At 65.3% G+C, this 17,579-nt stretch carries 14 protein-coding genes; 3 read left to right on the top strand and 11 right to left on the bottom strand.

Translation table 11 applies throughout. The features are described 5' to 3' along the window. Positions 1–7: 7 nt before the first annotated feature. The gene (locus QMX96_RS15950) at positions 8–709 is read right to left on the bottom strand and encodes a response regulator transcription factor (protein WP_043859689.1); all 702 of its coding nucleotides are present in this window, start codon (positions 707–709) and stop codon (positions 8–10) included. A 155-nt stretch (positions 710–864) separates the two neighbouring features. Between QMX96_RS15950 and QMX96_RS15945 the strand changes: the two genes are divergently transcribed. The 3 genes from QMX96_RS15945 to mobA are packed head-to-tail and all read left to right on the top strand — an operon-like array spanning position 865 to position 5,822. Continuing rightward, entirely contained in the window at positions 865–2,043 is a 1,179-nt protein-coding gene (locus QMX96_RS15945) for an efflux RND transporter periplasmic adaptor subunit (RefSeq protein WP_043859688.1), read from the top strand. Between the two features lie 11 nt (positions 2,044–2,054). Then, positions 2,055–5,183: an efflux RND transporter permease subunit gene (locus QMX96_RS15940; RefSeq protein WP_282362044.1), complete on the top strand. Its 3,129-nt coding sequence runs from the start codon at positions 2,055–2,057 to the stop codon at positions 5,181–5,183. 60 nt (positions 5,184–5,243) lie between these two features. Beyond that, a complete protein-coding gene (gene mobA / locus QMX96_RS15935; RefSeq protein WP_258659337.1) occupies positions 5,244–5,822 on the top strand; it encodes a molybdenum cofactor guanylyltransferase MobA in 579 nt (192 codons plus the stop codon). 180 nt (positions 5,823–6,002) lie between these two features. Here the strand turns inward: mobA and QMX96_RS15930 are convergent, their stop codons facing one another. The 10 genes from QMX96_RS15930 to QMX96_RS15885 all read right to left on the bottom strand — a co-directional run bounded on the left by QMX96_RS15930 (position 6,003) and on the right by QMX96_RS15885 (position 17,571). After that, positions 6,003–7,580, bottom strand: coding sequence for a diguanylate cyclase (locus QMX96_RS15930; RefSeq protein ID WP_282362043.1), 1,578 nt, complete (start codon positions 7,578–7,580; stop codon positions 6,003–6,005). Between the two features lie 257 nt (positions 7,581–7,837). Continuing rightward, positions 7,838–9,670, bottom strand: a complete 1,833-nt coding sequence (locus tag QMX96_RS15925) for a long-chain-acyl-CoA synthetase (RefSeq protein WP_282362042.1) — start codon at positions 9,668–9,670, stop codon at positions 7,838–7,840. Between the two features lie 139 nt (positions 9,671–9,809). Further along, complete coding sequence (locus QMX96_RS15920) at positions 9,810–10,472, bottom strand: iron-containing redox enzyme family protein (RefSeq protein ID WP_043859798.1); 663 nt, start codon at positions 10,470–10,472, stop codon at positions 9,810–9,812. A 69-nt stretch (positions 10,473–10,541) separates the two neighbouring features. After that, the gene (locus QMX96_RS15915) at positions 10,542–10,940 is read right to left on the bottom strand and encodes an ester cyclase (RefSeq protein WP_043859797.1); all 399 of its coding nucleotides are present in this window, start codon (positions 10,938–10,940) and stop codon (positions 10,542–10,544) included. 38 nt (positions 10,941–10,978) lie between these two features. Next, positions 10,979–11,608 (bottom strand): hypothetical protein, encoded by a 630-nt coding sequence (locus QMX96_RS15910; protein WP_229589306.1) that lies wholly within the window; start codon positions 11,606–11,608, stop codon positions 10,979–10,981. Positions 11,609–11,943: 335 nt separating this feature from the next. After that, positions 11,944–12,390 carry an HIT family protein gene (locus tag QMX96_RS15905; protein WP_043859795.1) on the bottom strand — a complete coding sequence of 149 codons (447 nt, stop codon included), beginning with the start codon at positions 12,388–12,390 and terminating at the stop codon, positions 11,944–11,946. 319 nt (positions 12,391–12,709) lie between these two features. After that, entirely contained in the window at positions 12,710–13,714 is a 1,005-nt protein-coding gene (locus tag QMX96_RS15900; RefSeq protein ID WP_078480815.1) for a CDP-6-deoxy-delta-3,4-glucoseen reductase, read from the bottom strand. Positions 13,715–13,728: 14 nt separating this feature from the next. Further along, positions 13,729–14,763 carry a 4-hydroxy-2-oxovalerate aldolase gene (gene dmpG, locus QMX96_RS15895; RefSeq protein ID WP_043859793.1) on the bottom strand — a complete coding sequence of 345 codons (1,035 nt, stop codon included), beginning with the start codon at positions 14,761–14,763 and terminating at the stop codon, positions 13,729–13,731. Between the two features lie 10 nt (positions 14,764–14,773). After that, positions 14,774–15,715, bottom strand: coding sequence for an acetaldehyde dehydrogenase (acetylating) (locus tag QMX96_RS15890; RefSeq protein ID WP_043859792.1), 942 nt, complete (start codon positions 15,713–15,715; stop codon positions 14,774–14,776). Continuing rightward, positions 15,712–17,571, bottom strand: a complete 1,860-nt coding sequence (locus tag QMX96_RS15885) for a feruloyl-CoA synthase (RefSeq protein ID WP_088515453.1) — start codon at positions 17,569–17,571, stop codon at positions 15,712–15,714. Before QMX96_RS15885 ends, QMX96_RS15890 begins: the two co-directional genes overlap by 4 nt. Positions 17,572–17,579: the final 8 nt, after the last annotated feature.

Raw genomic sequence — 17,579 nt, 5'->3', positions numbered from 1 at the left:
CCGCTCCTCAGAATTCCCACTCGACTCGGCTGAACAGGTAGCCCTTGCCCCACACCGTCTTGATCTTGCGCGCCTCGCCGGCGCTGTCGTCGAACTTGCGCCGCAGCTTGGAGATGGCCACGTCCACCGAGCGGTCGGTGCCGTTGAACTCGATGCCGCGCAACTGCTGCAGGATGCAGTCGCGGCTGAGCACGCTGCCGGCATTGCGCGCCAGCACCACCAGCAGGTTGAACTCGCCGCTGGACAACTCCACCGTCTGGTCGCGCCACAGCACGGTGCGTTCGGCCAGGTCGATGCGCAGCCCGCCGATCACGATCAGGTCGCTCTCGAGATGCGGCTCGTTGATGCTGCTGCGCCGCAGCAGGGTCCGCACCCGCGCCAGCAGCACGCGCGGCTCGCACGGCTTGCTGACGTAGTCGTCGGCGCCCATCTCCAGGCCCAGCACCTGGTCGTGGCTGTCGTCGCGGGCGGTGAGCATGAGGATCGGCAGCAGCAGCGATTCGGCGCGCAGTTGCCGGCACACCTGCAGGCCGTCCAGGCCCGGCAGCATCAGGTCGAGGATCACCAGGTCGGGTTTGCTGCGCCGCGCCTCTTCCAGCACGTGGTCCCCCCGCGCAATCACGCTGACGCTGAAACCATTGCGTTGCAGGTAGCTGGCGATCAGTTCGCTCAGGGCGCAGTCGTCTTCGACCAGAAGGATAGTGGGCATGGGTAGTTTGAAAGGCCGGGAAAGTCAGGCAGGATATAGCGCTTATTCGCAGGTCGCGAAATTCTTCACACTTTTTCACACTCGCCCTACATAGCTTAACAACTGCCTGTAGCGCGGCTGCCTTAGCATTGCCGGGTCATTTATGGAAGATCCGCATGCCCAGTTCAAGCCCCGTCCGTCTGCGTACCCTGGCGCCCCTGTTGCTGCTGAGCCTGGCCCTGGCCGGCTGCGACAGCAAGCCGCCCGCCGAAGAACAAGCCCCCAAGCCCGCCGTCAGCGTCGAAACCGTGCGCGAGCAACCCCTGGCCATCAGCACCGAGCTGTCGGGGCGCATCCTGGCGCCACGCATCGCCGAGGTGCGCGCGCGGGTGGCCGGGGTGGTGCTCAAGCGGGTGTACCGTGAGGGCAGCGACGTGAAACAGGGCGACGTGCTGTTTCGCATCGACCCGGCACCGTTCAAGGCCGACTACGACAGCGCCCGCGCCAACCTGGCCAAGGCCGAGGCCACGCGCTTTCAGGCGCGCCTGCAGGACCAGCGCTACGCCGAGCTGATTTCGATCGACGCGATCAGCCGCCAGGAGCACGACAACGCGCGCGCCGCCGCCATGCAGGCCGACGCCGAAGTGGCAGCGGCCAAGGCCGCGCTCGAGCGTGCGCGCCTGAACCTGGGCTATGCCACCGTGACCGCGCCGATTTCCGGGCGCGTGGGCCGTGCCCTGGTGACCGAGGGCGCGCTGGTAGGGCAGAACGAATCGACCCCGCTGGCGATCATTCAGCAGCTCGACCCGATCCATGCCGACCTGACCCAGTCGACCCGCGAGATCAACGCCCTGCGCCGTGCCCTGCGTGCCGGCGAGCTCAAGCAGGTGGGCCAGGACCAGGCCCGCGCCACGCTGATCCAGGATGACGGCACCCCTTACCCGCTGGCGGGCAAGCTGCTGTTCTCCGACATCAGCGTGGACCCGAGCACCGGCCAGATCACCCTGCGCAGCGAGTTCCCCAACCCCGACCTGGACCTGCTGCCCGGCAGCTTCATCCGCGTGCGCCTGGAACAGGCAGTGCAGCCCAAGGGCATCAGCGTGCCGCAGCAGGCCATCCTGCGTGACAGCGCGGGCCTGCCGCGGGTGCTGCTGGTGGACGCCGAGCAGCGCGTGAGCGAGCGCGCCGTGGTGCTGGGCAGCGTGCAGCAGGACCGCTGGATCGTCACCGAGGGCCTGGCCCCGGGCGATCGCATCGTCACCGAAGGCCTGCAGCACGTGAAGGTGGGTGACCAGGTGAGCGTGACCCCCGCCACCGACACGGCTGCCCCCATCGCCCAGACCACCGCCCAGTGAGGCCCTGATCCATGCCGCAGTTCTTTATTGACCGCCCGGTGTTCGCCTGGGTGGTCGCGCTGTTCATCCTGCTGGGCGGTGCGCTGGCCATCCCGCAGTTGCCGGTGGCCCAGTACCCCAACGTGGCGCCGCCACAGATCGAGGTGTACGCGGTATACCCCGGTGCCTCGGCGCAGACCATGGACGAGAGCGTGGTCAGCCTGATCGAGCAGGAGCTCAACGGCGCCGATCACCTGTTGTACTTCCAGTCCACCAGCAGCCTGGGCAGCGCCACGGTAACGGCGACCTTCCAGCCGGGCACCAACCCGGAACTGGCCCAGGTCGATGTGCAGAACCGCCTGAAGATCGTCGAGTCGCGCCTGCCGCGGGCGGTGACCCAGCAGGGCCTGCAGGTGGAGAAGATCTCCACCGGGTTCCTGATGCTGGTGACCCTGACCGCCGACGATGACCGCCTCGACGAAACCGCGCTGAGCGACTTTCTGGCGCGCAACGTGATGAACGAGGTGCGCCGCGTACCGGGCGTGGGCAAGGCGCAGCTCTATGGTTCGGAACGCGCCATGCGTATCTGGCTCGACCCGCAGAAGCTGATCGGCTTCAACCTCACCCCCGAGGACGTGAACCTTGCGATTGCCGCGCAGAACGCCCAGGTGGCCCCTGGCAGCATCGGCGACCTGCCCGGCAGCCCGACCCAGGAAATCACTGCCAACGTGCTGATCAAGGGCCAGCTGTCGACGCCCCAGGAGTTCGCCGACATCGTGCTGCGCGCCAACCCGGATGGCTCGCGGGTCACCGTGGGTGATGTGGCGCGGGTCGAGATCGGCGCCCAGGAGTACCAGTACGGCACGCGCCTGAACGGCAAGCCGTCCACCGCCTTCAGCGTGCAGCTGGCGCCCGGTGCCAACGCCATGCAGACCGCAACCCTGGTCAAGGCCAAGATGGACGAGCTGTCGCGCTACTTCCCGCCCGGGGCGGTGTACGACATCCCGTATGACACCTCGCCGTTCGTCAAGGTGTCGATCGAACAGGTGATCAACACCCTGATCGAGGCCATGGTGCTGGTGTTCCTGGTGATGTTCCTGTTCCTGCAGAACATCCGCTACACGCTGATCCCGACCCTGGTGGTGCCGGTGGCGCTGATGGGCACCTTCGCGGTGATGCTGACGCTGGGCTTCTCCATCAACGTGCTGACCCTGTTCGGCATGGTGCTGGCCATCGGCATCCTGGTGGACGACGCCATCGTGGTGGTGGAGAACGTCGAGCGGATCATGGCCGAGGAAGGCCTGCCGCCCAAGCAAGCCACGCGCAAGGCCATGCAGCAGATCAGCGGCGCCATCGTCGGCATCACCGTGGTGCTGGTGGCGGTGTTCGTGCCGATGGCGTTCATGCAGGGCTCGGTGGGGGTGATCTACCAGCAGTTCTCGGCGTCGATGGCGGTATCGATCCTGTTCTCGGCGTTCCTTGCCCTGAGCCTGACCCCGGCGTTGTGCGCCACCCTGCTCAAGCCGATCGCCAAGGGCGAACACCACGTCAAGCGCGGTTTCTTCGGCTGGTTCAACCGCAAGTTCGAAGGCATGAGCAACGGTTACCAGCGCTGGGTGATGCACGCGATCCAGCGCAGCGGCCGCTACCTGGTGGTGTATGGCCTGCTGCTGGTGGCGCTGGGCTGGACCTTCAGCCAGCTGCCCTCCTCGTTCCTGCCCACCGAAGACCAGGGCTACACCATCACCGACGTGCAGCTGCCGCCCGGCGCCAGCCGCAACCGTACCGTGCAGGTGGCCGAGCAGATCGAGGCGCACAGCGCAGGCGAACCTGGCGTGGGCAACACCACGGTGATCCTGGGCTTCAGTTTCTCGGGCAGCGGGCAGAACGCGGCGCTGGTGTTCACCACGCTCAAGGACTGGTCCGAGCGCACCGCCAAGGACAGCGCCGAGGCCATCGCCGAGCGCGCCAACATCGCCTTCAGCCAGTTCAAGAACGCGGTGGCCTATGCGGTGCTGCCGCCCTCGGTGGATGGCCTGGGCACCTCGACCGGTTTCGAGTTCCGCCTGCAGGACCGTGCCGGCGTGGGCCATGCCGGGCTGATGGCGGCGCGTGACCAGTTGCTGGCCGAGGCCGCGAAAAGCCCGGTGCTGGCCAACGTGCGCGAGAGCGCCCTGGCCGAAAGCCCGCAGGTGCAGTTGCTGATCGACCGCAAGCAGGCCAACGCGCTGGGCGTGTCGTTCGACGACATCGGCACGGTGCTCAACACGGCCATCGGCTCGACCTACGTCAACGACTTCCCCAACCAGGGCCGCATGCAGCGAGTGGTGGTGCAGGCCGAGGGCGACCAGCGCAGCCAGGTCGAGGACCTGCTCAAGATCCACGTGCGCAACACCAGCGGCAAGATGGTGCCGTTGTCGGCCTTCGCCCAGGCGCAGTGGGTATCGGGGCCGGTGCAACTGACCCGCTACAACGGCTACCCGGCCATTGCCGTGTCGGGCGAGCCGGCACCGGGCTACAGCTCGGGCGCGGCGATGGCCGAGGTGCAGCGCCTGGTCGATGCCCTGCCGCTGGGCTTTGGCCTGGAATGGACCGGGCTGTCGCTGCAGGAGCAGTTGTCCGGGGCGCAGGCACCGATGCTGATGGCGCTGTCGCTGCTGGTGGTGTTCCTGTGCCTGGCGGCGCTGTACGAAAGCTGGTCGATCCCTACCTCGGTGCTGCTGGTGGTGCCGCTGGGCGTGCTCGGTGCGGTGCTGGCGGTGACCCTGCGCGACATGCCCAACGATGTGTTCTTCAAGGTCGGCCTGATCACCCTGATCGGCCTGTCGGCGAAGAACGCGATCCTGATCATCGAGTTCGCCAAGAGCCTGGTGGACGAAGGGCATGACCTGGTCGAGGCCACCGTGCAGGCCGCGCGCCTGCGCCTGCGGCCCATCGTGATGACCTCGCTGGCGTTCATCCTGGGCGTGGTGCCGCTGGCGATTGCCACCGGCGCCAGCTCGGCGAGTCAGCAGGCCATCGGCACCGGGGTGATCGGCGGCATGCTCAGCGCCACGCTGGCGATCGTGTTCGTGCCGGTGTTCTTCGTGGTGGTGATGCGCGTGACCGGCTGGCGCCGGCGTGACGCCCAGGCCGACCCTGCGGTGGTCGAACAAAGCTGATGGACAGCCGCGCGGCGGTCATGGGATGGTGCTAGCCCGCTTATGGACTGGAACCCTGCAATGACCGCCGCCGTACTTCCCCCCTGCTCCATTCTTTTGCTGGCCGGCGGCCGTGGCCAGCGCATGGGCGGGCAGGACAAGGGCCTGCTGTCCTGGCAGGGCCGCCCGCTGATCGCGCACGTGCACGCCGTGGTGCGTGACCTGAGCGATGACCTGATCCTTTCCTGCAATCGCAACCAGCACGCCTATCGGGCGTTTGCCGACCAGTTGGTGGGCGATGCCGAGCCTGGGTTTCCCGGGCCGCTGGCCGGGGTGCTGGCCGGGCTTGCGGTGGCGCGGCATGCCTGGCTGGTGGTGCTGGCGTGTGATGCACCGCTGATCGAGCGCGGGTTGCTCGAGCAGTTGCTGAGCGTGGCGGTCACCGGGGACTGCGCGGCGATGGTGCGTCAGGGCCAGCAGTGGCAGCCGATGTTCTGCGTGATCCCGGTGCGCCAGCAGGCGAGCTTGCAGGCGGCATGGCAGGCCGGTGAGCGCAGCCTGCTGCGGGCGTTGCTGGAGCATCCGTTGCAGGCAGTGGAGTGTTCAGAGGAGGACCGGCGCCTGAGCAACTTCAATACGCCGCAGTGGTTGGGGCAATAAGGCTTTTTGTGTCGTCTGTGAGGGCCTCTTCGCGGGCCAAGCCCGCTCCTACAGGGGAAGGCGGTGACCTTTAGGCCCGTGCAGCACCTGTGGGAGCTGGCTTGCCAGCGAAGGGGGCAGTTCAGGCGCCGGAGATTCGAGGCACATCGCGGGCCAAGCCCGCTCCTACAGAGGCTTGCGCTAGCCCTGTGGGAGCGGGCTTGACCCGCGATGGGCGGCACCGCCCCCCTCGAACACCACACACCGATTACGCCCCGCCGCCTTGGCCGCATACAGCGCCTGATCGGCCGCCGCCACCAGCGCCAGGGGCGTTTCGCCCTGCCCCGCCATGCCTGCCACGCCGATACTCACCGACACCCGCCCGAACGGGCTGCCAGCATGCACGATGTTCAGCTCGGCCAACCGCGCCAGCACCGTCTCGGCCACCACCACCGCGCCCGCCACCTCGGTATTGGGCAGCACCATCGCCAGCTCTTCCCCGCCATAACGCGCCACCACATCCGTCGGGCGGCGCACGCACTCGCGCAGCAAGGCGCTCACCGCCTTGAGGCATTCGTCACCGCCAATGTGTCCGTAGGCGTCATTGAAGCGTTTGAAATGATCGATATCGATCAGCAGCAGCGCCAGCGGCTGGGCCTCGCGCTGGGCACGCCGCACTTCGCTGGCCAGCACCTCGTCGAAACGCCGGCGGTTGGCCAGCCCGGTGAGCGTGTCGTGGGTGGCCAGCACCGCCAGCTGCCGGTTGGTGGCCAGCAGTTCTTCGCGCGCCACCAGCAGTTGCGCATCCATCTCGGCACGATGGCGCATGTCACGGATCAGCAGCCGACCAATCACCGCAATCACCCCCTGCAACGCCAGCACCAGCCCCACCGTCAGCCACGCTTCCATGCGCCAGGCGTCCAGGGCCTCGCGCTTGCCGATGGCCACGGTGGTCACCAGTGGCAGGTGCTCGTTCTTGCGAAACGCATACAGGCGCTCCACCCCATCCAGGCTCGAGGCAAACGAAGCCGTGCCCACCGAGTTTTCCACCAGGTAGCGGGTGTAGATCGGCGACCGGGAAAAGTCGCGGCCCATGTCCTGCTCGCGAAACGGGTAGCGCACCAGGATGCGCCCACTGGTGTAGGTGAGCGCGATCGCACCGTCCTTGCCCACGTCGATCTTGCCGAACAGGCGCAGAAAGTTCTCCACCCCCAGGGTCACCGCGATTACCCCGGCGAACTGCCCCCCGGGCTGCTCGAAACGCCGGCTGACGGTGATCACCCAGTCCTGGGTGGAGCGGCTGCGGATCGGCGGGCCGATGAACACCTCGCGGGACGGGTTGTCGCGATGGTGGATGAAGAACTCGCGGTCGGCGCTGTTCGCACCGTCCGGAATCGGGCCGTTGGTCGACATCAGCCATTCGCCCGTCGGGCCATAGATGGTCAGCCCATGCAGTTGCGTCAGCAGTTCGTTCTGCTCCTCCACCAGCCCGGCCAGGCGCGCCAGTTGCTGCGGCCCGCCGCCATCGACTTCGAGCCGCTCGCTCAGGCCCAGCAGCATCATCGAGCTCTGGCGGATGATGCCCTCGGCATAGGTGTCCAGTGCCTGGGTCAGGTTGAGGCTGTGTACCTGAACCTCGTTCAGCGCGCGCTGACGTGCAGCCCATATCTTCCAGGCCGTCAGCGATGCCAGCGATACGCAGATCACCAGCAACAGCAGCACGGCCAGGCGCACGTCACGCTTGTGCGGCAGCGGCACCGGCAGTAAGGGGGTCGACATCATGAAACGCTCCTGCGATGCCACAACTGAAGGCATCCTGCCATCAGCTGTACTCCGGAATGCCCTGTACCGCAAGGGGCAGAGCATCAGGCGCGCAATCAAGCGGTGGGGGTCACGACGGGCTGCTGCAGAGTCCGGCAGGCAGAAGTTGCAGGGCGGTGAAGCTGAAAGTGGATCGCAAGGCCGCCCGCTCCAGTGAGCAGCCTTGCGCATGCATGCAGGCAGGCCTCGCGGTGCGCCGCTGGCGCGGTTGCCCTTCAGTAGCGGAACTTGCCGCCATGAATGTCCTGCAGCACCTGATCGGTCACCCGCACGTAGGTTTCGGTGCCCGGCAGCCAGGCATACACCGGGTCTTCGCCGGTCTGGCTGGGGTCGAAGGCTTCGCTTCTGAGCTTGGTCTTCTGGTACTTGAAGGTGCCGGTGGTTTCCATGCAGGTCTTGACGCGCAGGAACATCGGCACCGCGTAGTGAGGCATCTGGCTCTTGACGAAGCGCAGCAGGTCGCAGAAATCCAGTTGCTCCAGCGGCGTCGACGGGGTGATGGCGGCCATCCCGGCGCGACCGTTGGTGTTCTTGATTTCCACCCCGTAGGCCACGGCTTCGGCAATGTGGGGGTGCTGCACCATGATGTTCTCGACTTCGGTGGTGGAGACGTTCTCGCCCTTCCAGCGGAAGGTATCCCCCAGGCGGTCGACGAACTGGGCATGGCCAAAGCCGATATCGCGAATCAGGTCGCCGCTGTTGAAGTAGCGGTCGCCCTTTTCGAACACGTCGTAGAGCACCACCTTCTTGCTCTTCTCCGGGTCGGTGTAGCCATCGAACGGGGCGTCGTCGTCGATCTTGGCCAGCAACAGGCCCTGACCGCCCTTGCCGACCTTCTGCATGAATCCGTCGGCGTTGCGCCGTGGTTCGCCGGTGTCGTGTTCGTACTCCACCAGCGACCAGGCGTTGATGGCAAAGCCGATGGTGTTCTCGAAATTGAGGATGTTGGTAAAGCCGATGTTGCCGTCACTGGCGGCGTAGAACTCGCAGACCCGCTCGATGTTGAAGCGTTTCTTGAAGTCGAGCCACACGCCCGGACGCAGGCCGTTGCCGATCATCTTCACCACCGGGTTATCGCCATCGTTGCCGGCCGCAGGCTGATCGATCAGGTAGCGACACAGTTCACCGACGTAGCAGATGGTGGTGGCCTTGAATTTGCGCGTGTCTTCCCAGAACTGGCTGGCGCTGAACTTGCGGCGGATGGCGAAGCCCGAGGCACCGGCCAATGCCGAACCCCAGCTCACGCACAGGCCGGTGCCGTGATACAGCGGCAAGGTGCAATAGACGATGTCATCGGGGCGCATGTCCAGGGCGATCATGCCGAAGCTGCCGTAGACCTTCATCCAGCGCCCATGCTTGAACACCCCGGCCTTGGGCAGGCCGGTGGTGCCGGAGGTGTAGATGTAGAAGCAGGCGTCGTCGAGGTAGACCTGCTGGGTAGTCGCCGGATTGGCCGTAGCGTGCCCCTGACTGGCAAGGGTCAGGTTGACGTAGCCCTCGGGGGCGGTGCCGGCATCGCGCGTGGTGTCGGTGTCGGCCAGGAAAAAGGTGCGCTGCCTGTCGATGGCCACCTCGTCGCGCACCGCCTCGAACGATGGCACCAGCTCCTGGCCGACGATGATCGCCGACGGGTTGACCAGGCCCAGGCTGTGGATCAGCACGTTGTTGGTCTGCGAGGTGTTGAGCATGGCGCAGATGCCGCCGATCTTGCTCACGGCCAGTACGCTGACCAGCAATTCGGGGCGGTTCTCGATGAAGATGCCTACCACATCGCCTTTTTTCAGGCCACGGGCCAGCAGGTAGTGGGCGAAACGGTTGGCCCACTGGTTGACCTGTTCGTAACTGAAGCGCGTGTCCTTGTAGAGCAGCGCCGGCCCTTGAGGGTTGCGCGCAACCGCCTGTTCGAAGGCCCAGCCCAGGCCACAGGGCTGATCGGCCTTGAGTTTGGAAACCTTGAGGCCCCTGACGAGCCGAGGAATGGCCCGAGTGATCGAGGGAATTTTGCGCAGCATCATGCCCCAGGTAATCATGTCGCTATTACTACTCATGGCACCTCCTGGTGGATTGACCGTGGCCGCCAGGCGGTTCGACAAACGCCATGACCAGCCAATCGTTTTTATTGTTGTGCACGCCATGTGAAAAAGTCCTCGCGCAGCGGGGTGCGCGAGGACGCCTGGTGCCGATCAATCAGAACTCGTCGGCGACCGACTCGAGGATCTTGCCCATCAGGTAGACCGTGGTGCGGGCCACTTGCTTGACCGCCTCTTTTTCTTCGTCGGTCACGACCCAGCGGTCGATGGCGGCGTTGACCTGCTCGGAGTGCTTCTCGTCGATGATCGCGTGGGCGACGAAGAAGGTCAGTTGCTGGTCGGTCAGCTTGAGATGGTTCTTGCACACGTCCATCAAAGGTTCGAGGTGCTCATAGCAGTCCTCGGCCCAGAAGCTGTAGCCCAGGCGCGGAATGATGCCGCGGCATACGGAAACGAAGTCCAGGTAGCCGTAGAACGCCTCGGTGGCCGGCAGCATCGGTTTCTCGAACTCCGACGGGTCCACGCCAATGGCGATCAGGTCGTTGTACGCCATGTTTTCGTGGCCCAGTTCTTCCAGCGCATGCTTCATCGCGAAACGCAGCAGGCCGACCTTCTTGTGGTCCTGGTTCCAGCACGCCACCGCCTGGTTGATCGCGTTGTTCTTGGTGTAGTGGTACACCTGGACAATCGACTTGATGTACAGCTCACGCTGCAGTTCGGGACGCTTCATCATCTGGAAGAAACGGCCGGCCTTGATCTTTTCCCATTCGGCGTCACAGATGGCTTTGAGCTCTTTGCGAAACGCGGTCACTTCAGTCATTTCACTCTCTTCCTTGGCGTGTTGATAAATCGTTCATGACACGTGTTATACGGTCAGGCGAATACGGCGTTACAGGCGCAGCACGGACTTGATGATGTAGATGAACTTGGAAAAGAAGCCCAGGCCTTCGATAGTGTCCCAGTGTTCCATCAGCACACCATTTTCAACACGGTAGATATCGATCACCTTGTAGTTCACCGTGAAGAACCTGTGCTTGGCCCAGTGCTTGGCATACAGGAAGACATAATCGCCTTCGGCGCAGACCCGCTCGATACTGGTACCCGACTCGGGGAACGTCTTGAAGAACTGCGTGAAGTAGGTCTTGAAGCCTTCGCGGCGCGGGGGAATGAACACGTTGTTGTGCTGCACGTAGTCCTCGGCAATCAAGGTATCGGCAACCGCCAGTTCACGCTGACCAAACATGCGCTCGTAAAACTCGATGACCACTTCTTTGTTCCTGGCTTCCATCTTGGATCAACCTCAATGTTGTCGTTATTGTGTGATGCTTATCCCGCCAGTGACTGCCTCGCGTGACGGGCGGCCAAGGTATGGCGAATCAGGTCATCGACGTCCTTCAGGTCTGCCGGGCAGCTGGGCAGGCCGAAGAAGGGCGTGACCGACGGCATCAGATCGCCCTTGTACAGGGCGTAGTAGTGATCGCCACGGGCCTTGATCTGGAAGAAGATGCCGTCCTGATCGAACACGAAGCTGTCGAACTTCGGCGCCAGCCGTGGCTTCACATAGGTGATGAACGTCTTGTAGCCGCCTTGCAGGGCCACCAGCGAGGCACCGGTCATGGCCAGCCCGTTGACCACGTTCTTGACCGGGGCATGCTTGTCGACGATCAGGCGTGAAAGTTCGACGCACTCGTGCTCGTAGTTGGGCCCGGAGAACTGCACCAGTTGTTCATGGCTGATGAACTCACCCGACTCGTGAGGGAACGGCGTAATACGCTGAGTGCCGATGATTTCACCATCATGATAAAAGGCAAACACATAGGAACGCGGGTCGTATTCATCCAGGCACACGGTGTTGTCGACCGAGTTGCCAAACAGCGTCTTGTAATAGATCTTGCGCTGCCCATACAACCGGCTACGGGCACGAGAAAGTTCGATGAATTGCGCAGGCGTTACCACCTGCCTGACCTTTACCTTGTCAGACTGGCACAACTCCTGGAGGACTGAATCATAGAAACTGTAGATGGCCGAACCGGCGGAATCATCCTTGACCAACTGCATACTTGCCGAAGGCAAGTCAGCCTTGTTACTGGCGAGTGACGGCATGAGAAATCCCTTCTTATTGTGATCTGTAGTATTCAACTCAGCCCAGCGCACGACTTAAGTTTCCACAGGACAATACATAGCTTCGCCTCCTTGCGTAGATAGCCATAGGTTGTTGATTTACGGGCTGCGCACAGCCAGACACTCACCCGCTAGTGGCGGGCGTGCCGTTGAACCAGAGCGAGGTGCAGTCAGTTCGGTGGTAGCGAGGCCAAGGCTCGGCGGATCTGCTCGGCGCGCTCGCCCAGCACCTGTGGCGTGGCGATCGGGAGGTCCGCATGACCCAGGTTGAAACCGTCACCGACAAAGCGGGCCAGCACATGCAGGTGCGCGTGACCTACGGTCTGCCCGGCCACTGCGCCATCGCACAGCAGCAGGTTGATACCTTCACAGGGCTGTTCTTCGAGGCTCAGGCCGCTTTCACGCAGGGCGGCCGCCATCCGTTGACCCACACGCATCATGTGGCCACAGGTTTGAGGAGGGATATCACCCAGGCCGCTTGCGTGGGCCTTGGGAATGACCAGGACATGGCCAGGAGTGATCGGCTGAATCGAGAGAAAGGCCAGGCACTGCTCGTCTTCGTAGACAACGGCAGCCGGTGCTTCTTTCTTGGCGATTGCACAGAAAATGCAGTTCACGGATAGCTCCCTCTATTGTTGTAGGTGCAACCCCGGTGGAGGCATGAAGATCCGGGATGCTACAGGCTGCATTCCATTGCAGAGTTGACCGCGCAGCTTGTAGGAGAAATTACCCCTGGCCTTCCTCAGCTGTACACGGGAGTTTTGAAATTTTTTGTATCTGAATCCCGTAAATTTCCTAATGGGTTGATTTGAATGGGTTTTCCCAAGGTAACTTTTTGTATCCGGGCTGCATGGGGGCGTCACCGGCCAGGGCCCTGAAGGCCGAGGACGGTGACGCGATCACCCACCCGCTGTGCGTGGGGTCGCCCGGCCTGAGCTACACGAACGCATCGGCATGAAAATGCGCGGGCTCCAGCCCCCGCTGCTCGACGAAATCGCGTCGCGCCGAGTCGACCACGATCGGCGCGCCGCAGGCATAGACCTCGAAGTCCTTGAGGCTATGAAAGTCCTGCAGCACCTGGCGGTGCACGAAGCCGGTGGCACCCTGCCAGTCGCAGGCCGGGCCCGGCTCGGACAGCACCGGGGTGTAGCGCAGCCACGGCAACTGCGCCTCCCAGGCCAGCAGCTGTTCATGCCGGTAGAGGTCCTCACGGCGCCGCCCGCCCCAGTACAGGTACACCGGGCGGCGGTTGTCGCCGCGCTCGCGCAGTTGCTCGAGCAGCGCCTGCACCGGAGCAAAGCCGGTGCCGCTGGCCAGCAATACCATCGGCCGTTGGCTGTCGCGCAGGTAGAACGAACCGAACGGCCCCTCCATGCGCAGGATCGCCCTGGGCTGCAACGCATTGAACACATGCCCGCTGAACACCCCGCCCGGCATGTGCCGGATGTGCAGCTCAAGCTGGTTGTCGCGCGCCGCTGCGGTGGCCATCGAGTAGCTGCGCCGGCTGCCGTCCTTGAGCAGCACCTGCACGTACTGCCCCGGCAGGTAGGCGAATGCGGTGCCCGGCGCGAGCATCAGGCGCAGCACCGCCACGTCGTGGCTGACCTTGTCGAGGCTGGCCACGCGCACGCCCATCTGCTGGATGCCGATGCCGCGCAGCTCGGTGACTTCCGGCGCGTCGATGACCAGGTCGGAACGTGCCCTGGCGCAGCAGAACAGCGCCAGGCCCTGGGCCCGCTCGGCTTCGCTGAGCACTGCCAGCGGGCTGTCGGCGTGGTCCACCTCGCCGCTGAGCACCTGGCCCTTGCAACTGCCACAAGTGCCGGTGCGGCAGCTGTGCTTGAGCATCAGGCCATCGGCCAGGGCAGCGTCGAGCACGCTCTGCCCGGCGTTGACCGGGCAGCTCAGGCCGACCGGCTGGATCTGCAGGGTGAAGCTCATGTGCGTACCCTCCGTCACTGCGCGCGTCCGGCGGCGGCCAGCAGGTCCAGCGCCACGTCGACGATCATGTCCTCCTGGCCGCCGACCATGCGCCGCTTGCCCAGCTCGACCAGGATGTCGACGGTTTTCAGGCCATAGCGCGCCGCGGCGATTTCGGCGTGGCGCAGGAAGCTGGAGTAGACCCCGGCATAGCCCAGCGCCAGCGATTCGCGGTCGACCCGCACAGGGCGGTCCTGCAACGGGCGCACGATGTCGTCGGCTGCATCCATCAGCGTGTAGAGGTCGGTGCCGTGGTTCCAGCCCAGGCGCTCGGCGGCGGCGATGAACACTTCCAGGGGCGCGTTGCCGGCGCCCGCGCCCATGCCGGCCAGGCTCGCATCGATGCGATCGCACCCCTCCTCCACCGCGGTGATCGAGTTGGCGACCCCGAGGCTGAGGTTGTGGTGGGCATGCATGCCGGTTTCGGTCTCGGGCTTGAGCACGGCCTTGAACGCGCGAAAGCGATCACGCACGTCCTGCATGTTCATCGCACCGCCGGAGTCGGCCATGTACACGCAGGTGGCGCCGTAGCTTTCCATCAGCTTGGCCTGGGCGGCCAGCTGCTCGGCCGGGATCATGTGGCTCATCATCAGAAAGCCCACGGTGTCCATGCCCAGCGCGCGCGCATACTCGATGTGCTGGCGGGCCACGTCGGCCTCGGTGCAGTGGGTGGCCACGCGCACCACGCGGGCGCCGGCGTCATATGCGGCCTTGAGGTCGTGCACCGTGCCGATGCCGGGCAGCAGCAGGGTGGTGATCCTGGCGTGACTGATCACGTCGGCCACGGCCTCGATCCACTCCAGGTCGGTGTGGGCGGCAAACCCGTAGTTGAAGCTGGAGCCCTGCAGGCCATCGCCGTGGGCCACTTCGATGGAATCGACCCTGGCCTTGTCCAGCGCACGGGCGATGTCCTGCACGTTCTGCAGCGAGTACTGGTGGCGCACCGCGTGGCTGCCGTCGCGCAGGGTCACGTCGCTGATGTAGAGCTTCTTGGCGGGATTGAACGTCATGCGGGCATCCTCAGTTGTGCGCCATGGCCTGGGCCATGCGCTCGGCGGTCGCCATCGCGGCGGACGTCATGATGTCGAGATTGCCGGCGTAGGCCGGCAGGTAGTGGGCGGCGCCTTCGACTTCGAGAAACACCGAGGTCTTGAGCCCGCTGAAGCGGCCCAGGCCCGGGATCAGCAGCGGCGCCTGGGGCTCGATCACCTCGAACTGCACCTGCTGCTTGAGCCGGTAGCCGGGCACGTAGGCCTGCACCGCCTGGGCCATCTCGTGGATGGAAGCTTGCACGCGGGCCTGCTCGCAGGCTTCGGAGAGCACGAACACGGTATCGCGCATGATCAGCGGCGGCTCGGCCGGGTTCATCACGATGATCGCCTTGCCCCTGGCTGCACCGCCGATGGCTTCGATGGCCTTGGAGGTGGTTTCGGTGAACTCGTCGATGTTGGCGCGGGTGCCGGGGCCGGCGGACTTGCTGGCAATCGAGGCGACGATTTCGGCGTAGTGCACCTTGGCCACCCGCGACACCGCGGCCACCATCGGGATGGTCGCCTGGCCGCCGCAGGTGACCATGTTGACGTTCAACTGCGCCAGGTTCTGCTCCAGGTTCACCACCGGCACGCAGTACGGGCCGATGGCTGCCGGGGTCAGGTCGATCAGGCGGATGCCGGGCTTGCGTGCGCGCAGGTAGGCGTCGTTGCGTACATGGGCGCCGGCCGAGGTGGCATCGAACACGAAGTCGATATCGGCGAACTCGGGCATGCGCGCCAGGCCCTCGACCCCTTCGTGGGTGGTGGCCACGCCCAGGCGGCGGGCGCGTTCCAGGCCGTCGGAGGCCGGGTCGATGCCGACCATCACGGCCATTTTCAGGTGCTTGCCGTGGCGCAGCAGCTTGATCATCAGGTCGGTGCCGATATTGCCGGAGCCGATGATGGCGACATTGAATTTTGCAGGGTTCATACGGCTTCTCCGTAGACTTCGGCGAGGAGGATGACGCTCGGGTCGAGGCTGTCGGCGTACAGGCGCTGCACGGCCTCGGCGCGCAGGCTCAAGGCGGTGCGCTGGTTGATGTAGCCCTTGTCGGTGATCTCGCCGTCGTTGAGGCTGGGCGGCGAATCGAGGATCACCAGGCGCACGGCATGCTGGGACGAGGCCGGGTACTCCCGGGCCAGTGCCTGCAGGCCCGCGCACAGCGCCAGGCGCACCTCGGGCTGCAGCGCCAGCTGGGCACCGCTCATGTGCTGGCCCTCGGCGCCGAGCAGGTCGCGCAGGGCCTGGGACGGGTAGACCAGCGCGCCGATCATGTCGCGGTCATGCCCGCCGATCACGCAGTCGCTGGCATACGGCGCCAGCGCGCTGACCAGGCGTGGGCGCAGCGTGCCCACCGACACCCAGGTGCCGCTGCTGAGCTTGAAGTCCTCGGTCACGCGGCCGTCGAACTGCACGCCCAGCTCGGGGCGCGCCGGGTCGACCAGGCGCCCGGCGTCGCCGATACGGTAGAAGCCCTCTTCATCGAACGCCGCCAGGGTGCTGGCCGGGTCGCCCAGGTAGCGCGGGAACACCGAGGGGCCGCGCACGCGCATCTCCAGCTTGTCGCCGGCCGGCACGAACTTGAGCTCGGTGCCCGGTACCGGCAGGCCGATGATGCCGGCCTTGTCGGCGGCAAAATGCACGCTGGTGACCACCGGCGAGGTTTCGGTGGAGCCCCATTCGGTGGCAAAGAACAGCGGCGTGTCGCGCACCTTCCCGGCACACGCCACCAGCCGGCTCCAGCTGCTTTGCGGCAGGGCGGCAGCGGCATAGAACAGCATGCGCAGGCGCCCGAACAGGGCCTGGGCCAGCGCCGGGTCGCGCTCCAGGTGCGGCAGCAGCATCTCGTAGCCGCGCGGCACGTTGAAGAACAGCGTGGGCCTGACCGAGCGGATGTTCTCCAGCGTGCGGTCGATCTGCCCCGGCACCGGCAGGCCGTCGTCGATGTACAGGGTGCCGCCGTTGCGCAGCACCAGGTTGAAGTTGTGGTTGGCGCCGAACACGTGGCTCCAGGGCAGCCAGTCGAGCACGATCAGTTCGCCCTGCTCCAGAAAGCGCCAGCACTGGGCAATCGCCTGCTGGTTGGCGCAGAGCATGCCGTGGGTGTTGACCACGGCCTTGGGCGCACCGGTGGAGCCGGAGGTCATCAGGTAGCGCGCCGGTGTGTCGCCATCCAGGCGCGCGAAGGCGGCCATCACCGCCGGCGTCTCGGCCTTGTACAGGTGCGGCAGGGCCAGCGCACCGGGGATTTCCTGGGCGTTGCGCGCCGCCACCACCGGGCAGTCCGGGTCGACCAGGGCGATGGCGCGGCCATAGGCATCGCCGTCGTTGACGAATATCAGCCCCGGCTTGAGCACCTCGACAATCGCCTTGAGCTTGGCGCAGCCGCTGCCGGTATTGCGCGAGTAGGCCACCGAGATGGTCGACACCGGGATGCCCACGTGCATCGCCGCCAGGGTCAGCAGCGCCTGGTCCAGGTCGTTTTCCGAGAGCATCAGCAGCGGCCGGCCGGCTGCGATGTCCAGTTCCAGCAGGCCCTGGGCCAGGGCGCCGACGCGCTGGCGCACCTGCTCGTAGGTCAGGCTGAACCAGCCCGCGCCGCGCCGTTCGGCCAGGTAGGCACGCTGCGGCGCCTGCTCGGCCCAGTGTTCCAGCCACTGGCCGATGCAGCGCGCATAGGGTTGCAGCGGCTCGGGCGAGCTGAGCACAAAGCTGCCGTCGGCACGCGGTTCGTACAGCACCTGGGCGGGGGCCAGCTGGGTGGGGTCGTTGAAGAAGTCGTACATTGCACGCC

The organism is Pseudomonas sp. PS01300, assembly GCF_029960155.1.
Taxonomy (GTDB): Bacteria; Pseudomonadota; Gammaproteobacteria; order Pseudomonadales; family Pseudomonadaceae; genus Aquipseudomonas; species Aquipseudomonas palmensis.
Note: the sequence above shows the minus strand (reverse complement) of the source record. Positions and strands in the feature narration are given on the sequence as shown.